The organism is Biomaibacter sp. TOL, assembly GCF_059717795.1.
In genome coordinates, this window is record NZ_AP046092.1 from 63,275 (window position 1) to 78,747 (window position 15,473).

Here is a 15,473-nt window from a genome sequence, read left to right on the forward strand (position 1 = left end):
TGCTTTATTTTTTTAAACCTCCAAATCTTCGCTCCCTATTCTGGTAATCCAATACGGCATTGAGTAAATCTTCCTTTTTAAAGTCAGGCCAGTATTTATCCGTAAACCATAATTCCGTATAAGCTATCTGCCACAGTAAAAAGTTGCTGATCCTTAATTCCCCGCTGGGTCTGATTAAAAGATCGGGGTCGGGTAAATTCCTTGTAAATAAATATTTTTCAAAAAGCTGTTCGTCAATTTCTTCTATGCCAATTTTACCATTTTTTACGTCATTGCACAAATCTCTGCATGCTTTAACTATTTCCTTACGGGAGCCGTAATTTAAAGCAATGTTCAAAATCATGCCTGTATTATTCTTTGTAAGTTCGATGCCCCTGTTTATCTCATCGGCAATATTATCGGGCAGTTGTTGCCATTCACCGGTTATATTTATTATAATATTATTTTTATGCAAGTTGTTTACTTCTTTCTTTAAATAGTACAGAATCAGGTTTAAAATCGAATTTACTTCATCAAAAGGTCTCTTCCAGTTTTCAGTAGAAAATGCAAAAACGCTTAGAACTTGTATACCTATTTCAGCACAAAACTTAACTATATCTCGGAGCGATTCGGCTCCAGCCCAATGCCCGGCAATTCTCGGGAGGCCTCTTTTTTTTGCCCACCGTCCATTGCCGTCCATTATAATGGCGATATGTTTCGGTATCTTGTATTTATCCAGCATATCAATATTCAATCCTATTGCCATCGCTTCCTCCCGAAATTTCATAAAACCCCCGTAAAAAGGGGGTTTTTACAATATGAGTAATAAACCAGGATACATTATTGTAGCCCGCCTCAAAGTTATAAATTTTTCGCCTGCGTCTTTAATACTGGGAATAAGGCGACAATGAGTTTTACTCTCTTTTCGTTAACTCTGTCTATTCTGACAACCACTTCTCTTAAATAATTTTTATTATTTTTAACCGGCTTTGTATATTTAATTTCTTCAATTGCTATTCCGTGTGCTTTCAACTCAAATACAGCTCTTTTTAATGGAATTCCTAAAATATTTATTTGCAAGTTAATAGGATTATACCTCCATTATATCTTTTTCTTTATGTTCCAGCATCTTTTCAATTTCTTCCGTATATTTATCAGTTAGCTTCTGAATTTCTTCCTGCGAGCGTTTATGTTCATCTTCGGATATTTCATGATTTTTCTCCATCTTTTTCAAAGCTTCGTTATATTCGCGCCTGATATTACGAATTATGACTTTTGCATCCTCGGCTTTCTTTCTGGACATTTTTACAAGTTCCTGACGCCTTTCCGATGTCAATTCTGGCAGTATTAACCTTATTACTTTGCCGTCATTGTTAGGTGTCAGTCGAAGGTCCGATTTGAGTATAGCTTTTTCAATAGCTCCTATCATTTTTATATCCCATGGTTGAATGAGTATCATTTTTGGTTCAGGGACACTGACAGAAGCCAACTGGTTGACTGGGGTAGGCGTACCGTAATAATCTACAAATACTTTATCCAAAAGAGCGGCGGAGGCTCTTCCCGCCCTGATGGCGGCAAAGTCGGCTTTTAAATTTCCCAGGGCTTTTTTCATTTTTTCTTCTACTTCACTAAAAATTTTTTTATCCATAATGTTCAACCCCCTTTAACAAAAGTACCTATATTTTCACCAAAAATTACTTTTTTAATATTTCCAGGTTCATTAATTCCAAAAACTATTATCGGTATCTTGTTATCCATGCAAAGGGAAGTGGCTGTTGAATCCATTACGCCCAGTCCTTTGTTCAAAACATCAATATATTCAAGGCTTTGAAACTTGTGGGCTTTTGGATTTTTTACGGGGTCAGAATCATATACTCCGTCAACCTTTTTTGCAAGCAAAATAACTTCCGCTTCAATCTCTGCCGCTCTCAAAGCCGCTGTGGTATCGGTGGAGAAGAATGGGTTTCCGGTGCCTGCTGCAAAAATTACAACCCTGCCCTTTTCCAGGTGTCTTATGGCTCTGCGTCTTATATATGGTTCTGCTATTTCTTTCATTTCTATCGCTGTTTGAACCCTGGTTTGAACATTTCTGTTTTCCAGAGCATCCTGGAGCGCCAGAGCATTAATGACTGTTGCGAGCATACCCATATAATCGGCTGTAGCACGGTCCATTTGATCAGAGTTTCTACCTCTCCATATATTTCCACCACCCACCACTATGGCGATTTCCACTCCCAAACCATGGATTTCTTTAATCTGGTCAGCTATGGAATTTAATGTATCCTGGTTGATACCAAATCCTCTTTCTCCTGCTAATGCTTCGCCGCTTATCTTTAAGACTATCCTTTTATAAATAGGTTTTTCCATCTATAACCCTCTCTTTGCTAAAAGATATTCTATATTTTACGCAAAAATCCTCTTTTAAAAAAGAGACACTTCAAGTGTCTCTAAATATATACATTATTTTTCCGCTTGACCCTCGGCTTGAACTTCTCCTCTTTCATACCGGGTAAACCGGCTCACGGTAATATTTTCTCCAATTATCGCTATTTTTTCCATAATAAGTTGCGAAATTTTTTTGTCGGGGTCTCTTATAAAAGGTTGGTCCATTAAACAATTTTCCTCGTAAAATTTTTCTATTCTCCCATCCACGATCTTCTCTGCTATATGTTCCGGTTTTCCTTCATTAAGCGCTTGAGCTTTCAGTATCTCCCTTTCCTTCTTAATAACATCCTCAGGAACATCATTCCTGGATATATATTTTGGGTTGGCTGCGGCAATTTGCATTGCAATGTCTTTTACTAGGCTTTTGAATTCATCATTTCTCGCAACAAAGTCTGTTTCGCAGTTTACTTCAACAAGCACTCCGATTCTGCCGTTGCCATGTATGTAAGAATCTATAATCCCTTCTGCGGCAATACGGCTGGTTTTTTTTGCAGCTTTAGCAAGCCCTTTTTCTCTGAGAATAATTATCGCTTTTTCCATATCTCCGTTGGATTCGGTAAGCGCTTTTTTACAATCCATAATACCGGCACCGGTTCTTTCCCGAAGTTCTTTTACCTGTTCTGGAGTAATCATGGTATTAACCTCCCATTTTTCTCAACATTATTAAAGGTAAGGGTATAAAGCCCCCCTTACCTTAGAATATTACTCTTCTGCCACCAGCTGCTCGCCCTGCTTTCCTTCCAGAACGGCATCGGCCATTTTTTCTGTCAGTAATTTAACAGCTCGTATAGCATCGTCATTGCCGGGTATCACGTAATCTACTTCGTCGGGATCGCAGTTGGTATCCACAATGGCAACTATTGGAATCTGAAGTTTCCTGGCTTCCAGAATGGCATTTCTTTCTTTCCTGGGATCCACAATGAAGAGCGCGTTAGGAAGTTCAGTCATATTCTTGATACCGCCCAGGTACTTTTCAAGGCGATCCTTTTCATGTTTTAGATTCTGTACTTCTTTTTTGGGAAGCACCTCGAAAAGTCCTTCTTCCTCCATTTTTTCAAGTTCGTGCAGTCTGTCTATACGCTTGCGAATGGTCTTAAAATTTGTAAGCATACCTCCAAGCCATCTTTGATTCACATAAAACATACCGCACCTGACTGCTTCTTCCTGAATAGATTCCTGAGCCTGTTTCTTAGTACCGACAAAAAGGATGTAACCACCTTCCGAAGCAACATTTTTAACGAATTCGTAGGCTTCCTCAATTTTCTTGACAGTCTTTTGCAGGTCGATGATGTAAATCCCATTTCTTTCTGTGAAAATATATTCTTTCATCTTGGGATTCCATCTTCTTGTTTGATGCCCGAAGTGAACGCCTGCCTCTAAGAGCTGTTTCATTGAAACTATGGACATATTTCTCACCTCCCTGGTTTTTAACCTCCGCCGTTTCATCTTTCAAAAAGACCTTTCGGCACCCTCTTTGAAATCCAGCGACGTGTGAATTTACCGTTTGTTAGTATACCATAAAAAGTAAGCTTATGCAATATTCTTCGAATATTTACTTTAACTTTATTTACAACTTATTTACGCTTGGTTCCCATATAAGAATCAAGTTTTTTTAATCTTGATTCCAGAATAATTTTTATTAATGCCGCCAAAGGAACTGCAAGAATCATTCCCCATAGACCGAAAAAAGCCCCGCCCGCCAGTAACGAAAAAATGACTGTCAGCGGATGTAGCCCAACATTTTCTCCAACAACATGTGGAGATATAATACCGCTTTCAAGTTCATGTATTATAATTATAGCTACTATGAGCCATACAATTTTGTTGGGATATCTGAGCAGTGCTATCAATACGGCTGGTAATGCGCCTATAAAAGGTCCAAAATACGGAATTATATTTGTAACTCCCGCCAGAAGTCCTATTAAAAGCGCAAAGTCAATTTTTAAAATGTATAAAGCCAATGTTGTCAATACCCCTATAATTAAACTTACAATTAGCTGACTTCTTATATATCTCCCAAGAGTAGTATCTATTTTCTCAAGAAAACATATTATATTTTTTTTATGATAAGGCGGCAAATAAAAAACTATATTCATTTTGATTTTATCCAGGTCTTTGAGCAAATAGAAACCAACCACAGGACCAAGAATTATGCTAAACAAACTTGTAAACCATCCCATAATAATATTTGCCATATTCTGTAATATGGAAAGCAGTATTTTTTCTATCTGAGCTATATTTCTATCTATAACTTCCTGGACACTAACCGGTAAACTAGTTTTGTACTTTGTTCTAATATCTTTTATGAAAACCTGAGTTTCACGGGTATAAAAAGGAATGGTATCGATGAGTTTGTTTAATTCTATCAAAATTACAGGTATAATATATAAAAGAGCGATAATTATTGATCCTATCAAAATAAAATATATGAGGGCTACGGCAACAGATCTTTTTAAACCTTTATTTATTAGAAATACTACCACAGGATCCAGTATATATGTAATAAAAAGGCCTATGGCAAAGGGCAGGAAAATAATCTCAATCTTTTTCCTTTGAATGAAAATCAGAATTAAAACGATTATTAATAGAATAAATAAAAAAAGCCGGTAAAACAAAGTCCGGTTAAAAAAGTTTTTAAATATATCTTTCACCTCTTAAAAAATCTCTGGACATCATCTACTACCTCCGGCAGTTAGTTGGTTATGTTCGTGGTTATAGGGCAATAAACTTCCATCATCCCCTACTTCATATACAGTAACTTTGTTCTTTTGCATTGAAAATTCCACAAAACAGTCCCAACAATAAAATTGGTTGTTTCCCACTTTTCCTATGGAATTTCCCCCGCATAAAGGGCAAACGATCAACATGTTTCACCTCTAAATAAACTTTATATTATATATTAACCAAAAAGTAAAAAAAAATACGCCTTCGGCGCACATCAGTGTAAATCAGTTCTCTTTTCAATTATTCCCCCGCCGATTACCGTGTCGTCATCATAAAACACTACCGCCTGCCCAGGGGTAACGGCTTTCTGGGGTTCGTTAAAAATTACTTTAACCCGGTCTTTTCCGTATGGCTTTATTTTTGCAGGTTTTTCATCAAAATTATACCTTATTTTAGCCCCTACCTGTCTTACTGAATTGAGTTCATCTATTGCTATCCAGTTGACTCGGTGAGCAATAAATTCCCTTGAAAAAAGGTCCTGTTCTTCGCCAAGGATCACGGTATTGCGTTCTGCGTCTATATCTACGACATAAAGCGGTTTACCGACCGAAATGCCAAGGCCCCGTCTTTGACCTATGGTATAAAAAGGTATTCCATCGTGCATGCCTAGTATATTTCCCTTTTTGTCAACAAATGGCCCGGGTATAATTTTTTCAGGCACCTTTTGTTTTAAAAAGTCCTTATAATTTGTATCAACAAAACATATTTCCTGGCTGTCAGGTTTTTTTGCCACAGAAAGGCCAGCTTCTTCGGCTATTTTTCGTATTTGATGTTTTGTGTAATAACCCAGAGGTAAAATTATGTGTTCCAGTTGAAACTGGGTTAAGTTGTAAAGCGCATATGACTGGTCTTTTGTATCATCTACAGATTTTTTTAATATATATCTTCCCGTCGAATCATCATATTCAATCTTGCCGTAATGACCTGTGGCAAGATAAAAGGCGTCGATTTCCAGTGCTTTTTTCAACAAAACATCGAATTTTAAATGTCGGTTGCACGCTATACAGGGATTCGGTGTCCGTCCTTTCAGGTATTCTTCAATAAAATTTTTTATCACTTTTTCATTAAAAATATCTTTGAGGTTTATCACATAGTACGGTATGCCGATTTTATCAGCCACCCTGCGTGCATCATAAACTGCTCCGATTGAACAGCAGCCGCCCTCTTTCAATCTCTTTTCCTCGGGAACATCCTGCCATATCTGCATTGTCATGCCAATTACCTCATATCCCCGCTCTTTCAATAGATAAGCGCAAACGGAACTATCTACTCCACCGCTCATCGCTACTACAACTCTGTTCTTATTCATTTTTACCCCTGTTTGTTTTGCTTTTTTTGAAAATCTTCGATTGCGGCATGCAATGCGTCGGCAGCCAGGTTGGAACAGTGCATTTTAACCGGGGGGAGCCCCCCAAGAGCTTCAGCTACGGCTTTATTGCTTATCTTAATGGCTTCATCCAGCGATTTGCCCTTGACCATTTCCGTAACCATACTGCTTGTGGCAATGGCCGCACCGCAGCCAAAAGTTTTAAATTTGATATCTTCTATTATATTATCTTTTACTTTAATAAATATTTTCATTATATCTCCACAAACCGGATTACCTACCTGGCCAATTCCATCCGCATCGAGTATCTCGCCTACGTTGCGAGGATTGGAAAAATGATCCATAACCTTCTCATTATACATTTTTGGACAGCTCCTTTCTCTCAGCAAAAAGCGGTGACATTTCACGCAGCTTGCTCACTATACCGGGCAATATTTTCAAAACATAGTCCACATCCTTTTCGGTGTTATCCCTACCCAGTGTCAGCCTGAGCGAACCGTGCGCTATTTCATGTGGGAGGCCTATGGCAAGTAATACATGGGAAGGCTCCAGGGAACCGGATGTGCATGCAGAACCACTGGAGGCACATATGCCCTTCATGTCAAGATTTAAAAGAAGAGATTCACCTTCGATAAATTCAAAGCAAACATTTACATTATGGGGCAAGCGTACGTTAGGATGGCCATTAAGGCGCACAAAAGGAATACTATTCATGATTCCGTCAATTAATTTGTCTCTTAATCTGGAAAGCTTTTCATGTTGTTGCTCGAGCTCTGTTCCTATAAGCTCACAAGCTTTGCCAAATCCGACTATGCCGGGTATATTTTCCGTACCTGCCCTTCGCTGACTTTCCTGGGCGCCTCCGGTTATAAAAGGTTTTATTTTTGTGCCCTTTCTGATATATAAAGCTCCGACGCCTTTTGGACCGTAAATCTTATGAGATGAAATGCTCATAAGGTCTACGAACAATTCATTCACATTTACCGGTATTTTGCCCACGGTTTGAACTGCGTCGGTATGAAAATATATATTGCTTCTTTCTTGTTTTATAATTTTGCCAATATCGGCTATGGGTTCAATTGTGCCTATCTCGTTATTTGCGTGCATTATTGAAACAAGAATCGTATCGTCAGTAATGGCATTTTTTACGTGTTCAGGAGCCACAAATCCGAATTTATCAACAGGCAAATAAGTTACTTTGTAACCCTGCTTTTCCAGGTCTTGGCAGGTGTGTAAAACGGCATGATGTTCGATAGATGATGTTATGATATGATTTCCCCTGTCCTTATTGGCTTCAACGATACCTCTCAAAGCCCAGTTGTCCGACTCGGTACCTCCCGCAGTGAAAAACACTTCTCTAGGATCTGCTCCTATCAGTGCTGCAACTTTTTCTCTGCTGTCTTCCAGAGCCATTTTGGCTTCTCTTCCGTAAGAATATATGGTAGATGCATTTCCAAACCTTTCAGTCATATAAGGCATCATGGCTTCAAGGACTTCTTTTCTCATCGGGGTGGTGCCTGCATGATCCATATATATTCTTTCCATAAACCCAACTCCTTTTTTCGAATATTATATATAATACATGTAATTTCCGGATCTATTTTTGAGTTTTTCCGCTTCTTCGCACATATCCTGGAGTGTAATTGAATCCATTGTTTTTATCATGCTGTCCCTTATTTTTTCCCATACAATACGGGTTATACAGTCGTCGGCTCGAGAGCATTTCACCGCATCCTGCTCCAGCACGCAATCCACAAGCCCCAGTGGACCTTCGAGAACTCTCAACACATCTTTTACGGTTATTTCGCTGGGTTTTTTTGTAAGAGTATAGCCCCCTTGAGCACCACGGACGCTCTGGACTAGACCGGCTTTTCTCAAACTTGAAATGAGTTGTTCCAGATAATGCTCAGATATATCCTGTCTTTCCGCCACGCTCTTTAAAGGAATAGGCCCGTTACCATAATTTTGAGCCAGATCAAACATGGCTTTTAAGCCATACCTTCCTTTTGTTGACAGTTTCATCGGTTATCACCTTAATTCCTATCGTTTTAGTTGGTATTCTACTAATAATATACCTGATTTAAAAATAATTGTCAAGACATTAACCATAAATTATATAAAAAAATTCAGTTCATACTGAACTGAAACCAGTTATATTCTTATATCAATATGAGATGATTTTTTTGAGTTATCCTTTTTTTTATAATTTTGTTGTTTTGTTTTGCCTTCTTTTTTGCGATTGTTCCTGTCGCTTCCTTCTCTTATTTCTTCGGGCTTTGTTCGTTCATATACTCTTTCTTTTTTAAATCTTAATTGCTCCTGAAATTGAACGGTCAGCGTACTCTGTTGTGTTTCATTTCCCTCTTTTAAAATCTGTTGAATTTTTGTCGCCTCTGTAGTTCTAGGTACAATAACCTGTAAGTCAACGGGCCTCATCGACATAAAGGTATCACCTATCCTTCATATACGCCGAATTTTATCTTGCCGTCATGGTTATAGAATGTGGCATGATCAATTTTATCTTTTACTTTGAAACTGGCATTTCCTATCACAATATTTACTCCCGGCATGACCGCGTTGGAAGCTGACACCTTTGCTCTTCCCAGGTCAGCTATCAAGGTTTCCAATTTTTGCTTATCATTGGTCATATACATTTTTTGTTCAAGTAATATTTCGCACGTATTTTTCAATTTTTCATACATTAGGGATTTATCAGGGGGCAAAGCATTCTTGTCTTTTAATCTTTCAAAAAGGCAAATTGCCTGCTGGGCTTTCTTCAAGTCATTCTCAACAATTTGCAATTTCTGGTTAAGTTCCAAGAGTTTCTTTTTTAATTCGGGATTGGTTCCTACTTCGATTTCAGTGTATGTGGCCATCGATGAACCTATTGTCTTTGCAATAAGTTCTTCGCCCGCCCTACAACTTCCGCCAACCAGCAACCCTTTTTTGCCGTTAACCTTTATTTTTTTACCAGCTGAAAGGTTGCTGTGCATAGCCGCTTCATAAACAACAATATCCCGACCCGCCTCAATCGTGGAATTTTCAATATACCGGGCCGTCACGTCTGTCCCCGCTCGAAGATACCCTTTCCCTCCTCCCTGAATCCCCCTTTTTATAACGATATTACCGGCAGCTTCTATTTCCGCAGCTTCAACAGTCCCTTCTATTTCGGCATCACCCTCAACTTTTATTTTAAAGCCGCTCTTTACATTGCCTCTTACAATTATACTTCCCAAAAAATTTATATTTCCGGTTGCCGGTCCTACATCGCCTTTAATTTCCAAGATCTGAAGCACACTTATTTTCCCTTCAGACAATACAGGCTGGCCGTCAATTTTTGAGTATATTTTTCTCCCATCTTCGGAAATGTCTATGTTTTTTCCCGGTTTAAAATGGATGTCTTTACCATCCCTTGCAGGTAAAGTTTTCCCTGTTACGGTTTTTCCCGGATAACCCGGCGTGGGCGGTATTATCTCTGCAAGGAGTTCTCCGGTTTTTACATTGGTTACAAGGTTTAAGTTATGAAAATCTACTTTTCCATCTTCAGTAATTACCGGCTTCAATTCCTTTTTTGTATCAAAGTAATATTTTATTTGAGCGTTTTGTCCGTTGACGGGAGCCTGACCCTCCGCAATTTTAACTTTTGAATAAAAAATTCCATTTTCCAGCACTTCTTTTATTTTATTGTAATTAATGCCTTCAATTATCCCAGCCTTTGTAAGCTCGGCTAAAACATCGTCATATACTACCATTCTACCGCCTTTTGGCGGTATTACACATATTGTCGCATACATCTGGTCCTTTGATATTTCTACTTCACACCTGGCATCTTCCTTGATTTCCTCTCCTGCATTCTGTTCAATTTGTTTTTTTTCTATGTCTTTTATTCCATCCGCCTTACCCATGGAGATAACCTTTTTTTCAATAGTCCAATCCGTTGTGTTTTCCGTATTTTTTTTACTGTATTCTTCCAATGAATTTCACCAGCTTTCTTTATTAAAGAATGGCCCTTTTCCTGCTCAAACTACCCCTCAATCTCAGAATTGCTTTTGTATGAAGCTGAGAAATTCTTCCCTGAGAAAGATCAAGGACCTTGGCGATTTCCTTCAACGTTAAACCTTCGTAATAATACAAAGTTACTACCAGTTTTTCCTGGTAAGGTAAGCGGTTTATAGCCTCCCCCAGCATCTTTTTTATCTCCTGTTTTTCGACCATTATATCCGGTCTTGCGGATTCTTTTGTAAAATCTTCCGCAAAAATTAAATCATCAAGAGAAATTATAGAAGTAAAAGCAATTTCATTATAAATAATTTGAAGATCCTCTTTGGAAATATTTAGATGTTTACAAATATCTTCATCCGTTACCGTCCTTCCCAGGCTTTGCTCCAGTTCAGCATATGTCCGTTGTATGAGTTTTGCTTTTTTCCTGATACTTTGCGGAACCCAGTCCAGTTTTCTCAATTCGTCTATTATAGACCCTTTTATGCGGGAATAAGCATACGTTTCAAATTTTACTCCTTTAGAGGCATCATATCTCTCAATAGCCTGCAATAAACCAAAGATACCGTAGCTAATCAAATCGTCACTATCAATGTATGAAGGCAGGCTTATGGCCATTCTGTTTACTATATGTTTTATCAGCGGAATATACTTTTCAATAATTTTTTCTTTGAGATTACTGTCCAGAGTATCATTATAATCCAGCCATAATCTGTCAGACTTGATAGCTTCCATGTTCCCACCCCGGTATCATATTATTTTGATCCCATGCCCTATAGTTTTAATTGTGAGTTCACCAGTTTCACAATTAAACTCGATTGTTCTTCCATAATTCCCTTCCACGTCTTCCGATATTATCTTAACGTTAAGTATTGCAAGCTTTAACCTTACGGCTTCAACATTCCGTTTTCCAATTTGCATTATACTATTATCGGATTTAATCTGGAACATTTGAGCTCCGCCTGCAATTTTAGCTGTTAATCTTTTTGGGTCTGCTCCGATTTTTTCCATATTATCTATTAGCATATCTATAGCCGTATCGGCAAATTTCCCGGGATTAAAATCCCTTCTGCTGCTCAGATTGCTGTCAGGCAGCATGATGTGTGCCAGGCCGCCTATTTTTTTTGTTGAATCATAAAGAGCAACACCTACACAAGAACCCAGGCCTAAAGAGAGCAACACCCCCGGAGATTTTGCTACTTTATATTCTGCCATTCCCACCCTGACCGTTTCAATCAAACGAACTCACTCCAATAGCTTTTAGAAGTACCTTTAAAGATTCATCATCCGGTATCAAGAAAAAATGAAAATTTATATCATCGATACCTTCCGTAAATTCAGTTTCAATAAAAAATGCCGTATCACCCATATAGCCGTATAAACTAAGCGGGAAACTCAATATAGCTCCCGCCATATCATAGGCAAAACCAGGGGTCGTTATCTTCATGGAAAGCTTAGTAAAATCCGATAATGCAGCAATGAATGAACTGGCTATAATATTCCCAACTTCGGTAAGCGCCGACTCTTCCATAGCTGAAAGGCTATTTCCCTCCGGTTTTTGTTTCAATAGATAATGAATAAGGTTGAATGCATTTTTTTTGGGAATTATTATAAGTATGTTTCCGCTGATATCGCCGGTAATCCTCATAAATATACCTGTCACCAGGTTTTCTGGCCCGCCTACAATATTTGAAACATCATCAAATGGAATTATTGCGACTCTCGGCACTTCCATATTAATCCTATTTGACAAAAGCAATGAAAGGGCCGTAGCAGCATTGCCTGCCCCGATATTGCCTATTTCTCGTAGCGCATCCAATTCCATGTCTGAAAACATATTTTTCACCTTCAAATCTGTGATAACTGATTTACTTCCTGCGGTTTCAACACTTTGGAAAGATTTAATAAAATCAACAGTTTTCCATCTAACTTCCCTACTCCATCCAAAAAATTGCTATCTATGCTGCCAGCGATAGTAGGAGCCGGTTCTATAGCTTCCTGGGGAAGTTGAATTACTTCCGTGGCGGAATCTACTATCATTCCTACGGTTATATCTTCGAGAGCTACTATTATAATTCTTGTATTATCGGTAATCTGTCCCGGTGGGAGGTTAAACCTTTTTTTCAGATCGATTACGGGTACTATTTCACCCCTTAAGTTGATAACACCTTCTACAAAAGAAGGGGCTTTGGGGACTCTTGTAACCGGCATCATTCTCTCAATAGTTTTTACCTGAAGAATATCCACCCCGTATTCTTCTTCACCCAGTTTAAATTCTACAAATTGACGTATTTTTTCTGCCATTATATGACCCTCCTAAAACATAGTATTAACATCCAGTATTAAAGCCACTTTTCCATCACCTAGTATGGTGGCTCCAGCAATGAACTTAATGTTTTTCAGGAAATTTCCCAGGGATTTTATGACTATCTCCTGTTGGCCTATCATGCCGTCCACAACCAGGCCAATATCTCTTTCCCCTTTTTTTACTATTACTACTGTCAGATCTTCTTCAGAATTGTTATTGCTTTGAACATCAAGAATCTCCCTAAGTCTCAATATAGGAATGACATTTCCTCTCAAAAGAGTGACCTCGTTTTTCTGAACTTTCTTTATATCCTTTGAAGATACTATTACGGTTTCCTTGATCGCACTAAGAGGAATGGCATATTTCTCTTCACCCAGCTGCACCATAAGAGCTTGAATAATGGCCAGTGTCAACGGCAATCTGATTGAAAAGGTCGTCCCATGATCAGGTAACGAGCTGACCTCTATTCCTCCACTTAAAGACTCTATTTTGGTTTTTACAACGTCAAGACCTACTCCCCTACCGGAAATATCCGTAACATTATCCTTTGTGGAGAATCCCGGCTCAAATAAAAAGGATATTATTTCAGATTCCTTGAGGTTTTTGGCCTGCTCCCTGTCAATTAATCCTCTATCGATTGCGGTTCTTGTTACCTTTTTTAGATCTATCCCCCTCCCATCGTCGGATACCTCTATTACCACATTGTTGCCGTCATGATAAGCTTTAAGCTTTATGGTTCCATTTGCGGGTTTACCTTTACTTAATCTTTCTTCAGGTGTTTCTATTCCGTGATCCGCCGAATTGCGAATCAAATGAATCAACGGATCACCAATCTCGTCTATCACGGTCCTGTCGAGTTCAGTTTCGGCTCCTTCTATAATCAAGTCAATGTTCTTCGACAATTCCCGGGCCAAATCCCGGACCACACGCGGGAATCGATTAAAAACATTCTCAATGGGAACCATCCGAACTTTCATAACAGCGTCATGAAGACTCGATGTTATACGCTCAAGATATTCCACGGCCTCCCTTCTTTTTTGTCCATCGGTTTTTTCATCCATGTCATCCAATCTGGTTTTAATAATAATAAGCTCACTTACCAGATTCATTAAGTTGTCCAGACGATCGATATCGACCCGCAAAGTTTTACTTGTCTTTCTCACATGATTGGTATGTTTTAAGCCCTGGGCCTCCTCAGCGTAAGTCGTATTTTCCCGTGATTCTTCGAAATCATCCCGAGCTTTCTCGGAAAAACTTTGTTCCACTTCGTTGATTATAATGTCTTTGATTTCGGATATGGAATCCAGAGCCGATTTTAATTCATGTTTTTGGTGAGTCGATATCAAATATATAACAAATTCATCATCAAATTTTTCATCTTCTATATCCTGGACTACAGGGATTGTCTTAATAATGTCTCCCAGTCTTTCCAGTGTTTTAAAGACAAGAAAAGCCCGCGCCGATTTCAAAAGGCAATTTTTATCCAGCCTTACTATTATTTCCCATATAAGTAAACCTTTCCCTACCGCCTCTTTTATCAATCGTTCTTCGAATTCGTTAAATTTTTTATTTGCTTCGAGTTTTTTATTGTCTTTTTGCGATTCTATAAACGGTGTCAAATTATGAGGTTTGTATCTCAGTTTTTCAAGAATAATCTTAATGTCTCTATCCTTTTCTTCCCCGTTTTCTGCAATATCTCCTATCAACTCTTCTAGAAAATCGACTGATTTCAGCAGGATGTCAATTATTTCAGGAGATACGGATATTTTTTCATTTTTTATATCGCCAAGTAAACTCTCCATCTCATGTGTTATTTCCGATATTCTGTTAAATCCCATCGTTCCCGACATGCCCTTTAGAGTGTGGGCTGAACGAAAAATTTCATCAATAATTTCCCGCCCAGGATTGTTTTCAAGTTCCAGCAAATTGCTGTTGAGATTTTGAATGTGCTCTTTAGATTCTTCTAGAAAAATGTCAAGGTATTGATTATTCATTTCCTCACCTCATTTTAATCCTATTATACAGTTTTCTAAGTCTTCATTACACTACAATTTATAACCTTTTTTAATCATTTTCCTCTGTTCAGTAAGAATAAACTTAATTATTTCATCTTGCACAGCCTTGTCGATTTCCACAAATTGAACCGCCGCATAATGCACTCCGGATTGTCTGGGGTGTTTTTCGTACCATGATCTGACCACTCTGCTTTTAATATCAAAATTATTTGACATCAAGGATATCTGCAAATTAAGCACAGTCCCATTTTTGAGCTCCCGATCAGTGGTAATCAGAGCGCCGCCTCCACTCAAGTCCCTTATAAAGCCATTGAAAGATTCATTGGATTCTATAAGGTTTACTTTAGTCTTCATAGTAATTTTTATTCTAAAAAAATCCCTTCTTTGATTTTTAATAAATGGACTCACAGGTTTTATATACAAAACGGGAATGGGAATATACTTTTTAGCTATTATCTCACCTATGAAATAGTAGAAAGAATCTCCTTTGTTAAAGTGTATTTTGACAGATTCATTAAGGCTGACGTGAAATAGTCGATTATCCTTCATCGGTATATCTAAAACCAGAGCGCCTGATTCTATATCTTCTATTTTGGAAGTGAAATAGAAGTTTTCTTTACCTCTTTCCACTTCCATGTTTAACTTCATTCCTACTCGAAATACCGAAAAGTCCATC

20 protein-coding genes are annotated in these 15,473 nt (G+C 38.3%); all 20 read right to left on the reverse strand.

Translation table 11 applies throughout. From position 1 onward, the window contains the following. Positions 1-4: 4 nt before the first annotated feature. Positions 5-745, reverse strand: coding sequence for an undecaprenyl pyrophosphate synthase (gene uppS, locus AC6I1H_RS00315; RefSeq protein WP_497739072.1), 741 nt, complete (start codon positions 743-745; stop codon positions 5-7). A 95-nt stretch (positions 746-840) separates the two neighbouring features. Beyond that, positions 841-1,059 (reverse strand): hypothetical protein, encoded by a 219-nt coding sequence (locus AC6I1H_RS00320; RefSeq protein ID WP_497739073.1) that lies wholly within the window; start codon positions 1,057-1,059, stop codon positions 841-843. Positions 1,060-1,069: 10 nt separating this feature from the next. Beyond that, positions 1,070-1,627 (reverse strand): ribosome recycling factor, encoded by a 558-nt coding sequence (gene frr / locus AC6I1H_RS00325; protein WP_497739074.1) that lies wholly within the window; start codon positions 1,625-1,627, stop codon positions 1,070-1,072. Between the two features lie 5 nt (positions 1,628-1,632). Next, positions 1,633-2,346, reverse strand: a complete 714-nt coding sequence (gene pyrH / locus AC6I1H_RS00330; protein WP_497739075.1) for a UMP kinase — start codon at positions 2,344-2,346, stop codon at positions 1,633-1,635. Positions 2,347-2,439: 93 nt separating this feature from the next. Next, complete coding sequence (tsf, locus tag AC6I1H_RS00335) at positions 2,440-3,057, reverse strand: translation elongation factor Ts (RefSeq protein WP_497739076.1); 618 nt, start codon at positions 3,055-3,057, stop codon at positions 2,440-2,442. A gap of 69 nt (positions 3,058-3,126) precedes the next feature. Continuing rightward, positions 3,127-3,831, reverse strand: coding sequence for a 30S ribosomal protein S2 (rpsB, locus tag AC6I1H_RS00340; protein WP_497739077.1), 705 nt, complete (start codon positions 3,829-3,831; stop codon positions 3,127-3,129). Between the two features lie 167 nt (positions 3,832-3,998). Then, a complete protein-coding gene (locus AC6I1H_RS00345) occupies positions 3,999-5,075 on the reverse strand; it encodes an AI-2E family transporter (RefSeq protein WP_497739078.1) in 1,077 nt (358 codons plus the stop codon). Between the two features lie 21 nt (positions 5,076-5,096). Continuing rightward, the gene (locus AC6I1H_RS00350) at positions 5,097-5,291 is read right to left on the reverse strand and encodes a YrzR-like zinc ribbon domain (RefSeq protein WP_497739079.1); all 195 of its coding nucleotides are present in this window, start codon (positions 5,289-5,291) and stop codon (positions 5,097-5,099) included. Positions 5,292-5,362: 71 nt separating this feature from the next. Next, entirely contained in the window at positions 5,363-6,457 is a 1,095-nt protein-coding gene (gene mnmA / locus AC6I1H_RS00355; RefSeq protein ID WP_497739080.1) for a tRNA 2-thiouridine(34) synthase MnmA, read from the reverse strand. A gap of 2 nt (positions 6,458-6,459) precedes the next feature. Continuing rightward, a complete protein-coding gene (nifU, locus tag AC6I1H_RS00360) occupies positions 6,460-6,837 on the reverse strand; it encodes a Fe-S cluster assembly scaffold protein NifU (protein WP_497739081.1) in 378 nt (125 codons plus the stop codon). Beyond that, entirely contained in the window at positions 6,830-8,020 is a 1,191-nt protein-coding gene (nifS, locus tag AC6I1H_RS00365; RefSeq protein WP_497739082.1) for a cysteine desulfurase NifS, read from the reverse strand. The genes nifU and nifS overlap by 8 nt, the downstream gene beginning before the upstream one ends. A gap of 24 nt (positions 8,021-8,044) precedes the next feature. Beyond that, positions 8,045-8,497, reverse strand: a complete 453-nt coding sequence (locus tag AC6I1H_RS00370) for an RrF2 family transcriptional regulator (RefSeq protein ID WP_497739083.1) — start codon at positions 8,495-8,497, stop codon at positions 8,045-8,047. 129 nt (positions 8,498-8,626) lie between these two features. Next, positions 8,627-8,917 carry a hypothetical protein gene (locus AC6I1H_RS00375; protein WP_497739084.1) on the reverse strand — a complete coding sequence of 97 codons (291 nt, stop codon included), beginning with the start codon at positions 8,915-8,917 and terminating at the stop codon, positions 8,627-8,629. Between the two features lie 11 nt (positions 8,918-8,928). Further along, positions 8,929-10,449: a flagellar assembly protein A gene (locus tag AC6I1H_RS00380; RefSeq protein WP_497739085.1), complete on the reverse strand. Its 1,521-nt coding sequence runs from the start codon at positions 10,447-10,449 to the stop codon at positions 8,929-8,931. 22 nt (positions 10,450-10,471) lie between these two features. Further along, positions 10,472-11,209: a FliA/WhiG family RNA polymerase sigma factor gene (locus tag AC6I1H_RS00385; RefSeq protein WP_497739086.1), complete on the reverse strand. Its 738-nt coding sequence runs from the start codon at positions 11,207-11,209 to the stop codon at positions 10,472-10,474. A gap of 15 nt (positions 11,210-11,224) precedes the next feature. Further along, the gene (locus AC6I1H_RS00390; protein WP_497740872.1) at positions 11,225-11,689 is read right to left on the reverse strand and encodes a chemotaxis protein CheD; all 465 of its coding nucleotides are present in this window, start codon (positions 11,687-11,689) and stop codon (positions 11,225-11,227) included. A 16-nt stretch (positions 11,690-11,705) separates the two neighbouring features. Then, positions 11,706-12,311, reverse strand: coding sequence for a chemotaxis protein CheC (locus AC6I1H_RS00395; protein ID WP_497739087.1), 606 nt, complete (start codon positions 12,309-12,311; stop codon positions 11,706-11,708). A gap of 11 nt (positions 12,312-12,322) precedes the next feature. Further along, entirely contained in the window at positions 12,323-12,778 is a 456-nt protein-coding gene (locus AC6I1H_RS00400) for a chemotaxis protein CheW (RefSeq protein ID WP_497739088.1), read from the reverse strand. 12 nt (positions 12,779-12,790) lie between these two features. Then, positions 12,791-14,776: a chemotaxis protein CheW gene (locus AC6I1H_RS00405; protein ID WP_497739089.1), complete on the reverse strand. Its 1,986-nt coding sequence runs from the start codon at positions 14,774-14,776 to the stop codon at positions 12,791-12,793. 51 nt (positions 14,777-14,827) lie between these two features. Continuing rightward, positions 14,828-15,472 carry a flagellar brake protein gene (locus AC6I1H_RS00410; RefSeq protein ID WP_497739090.1) on the reverse strand — a complete coding sequence of 215 codons (645 nt, stop codon included), beginning with the start codon at positions 15,470-15,472 and terminating at the stop codon, positions 14,828-14,830. Between the last annotated feature and the right edge of the window lies 1 nt (position 15,473).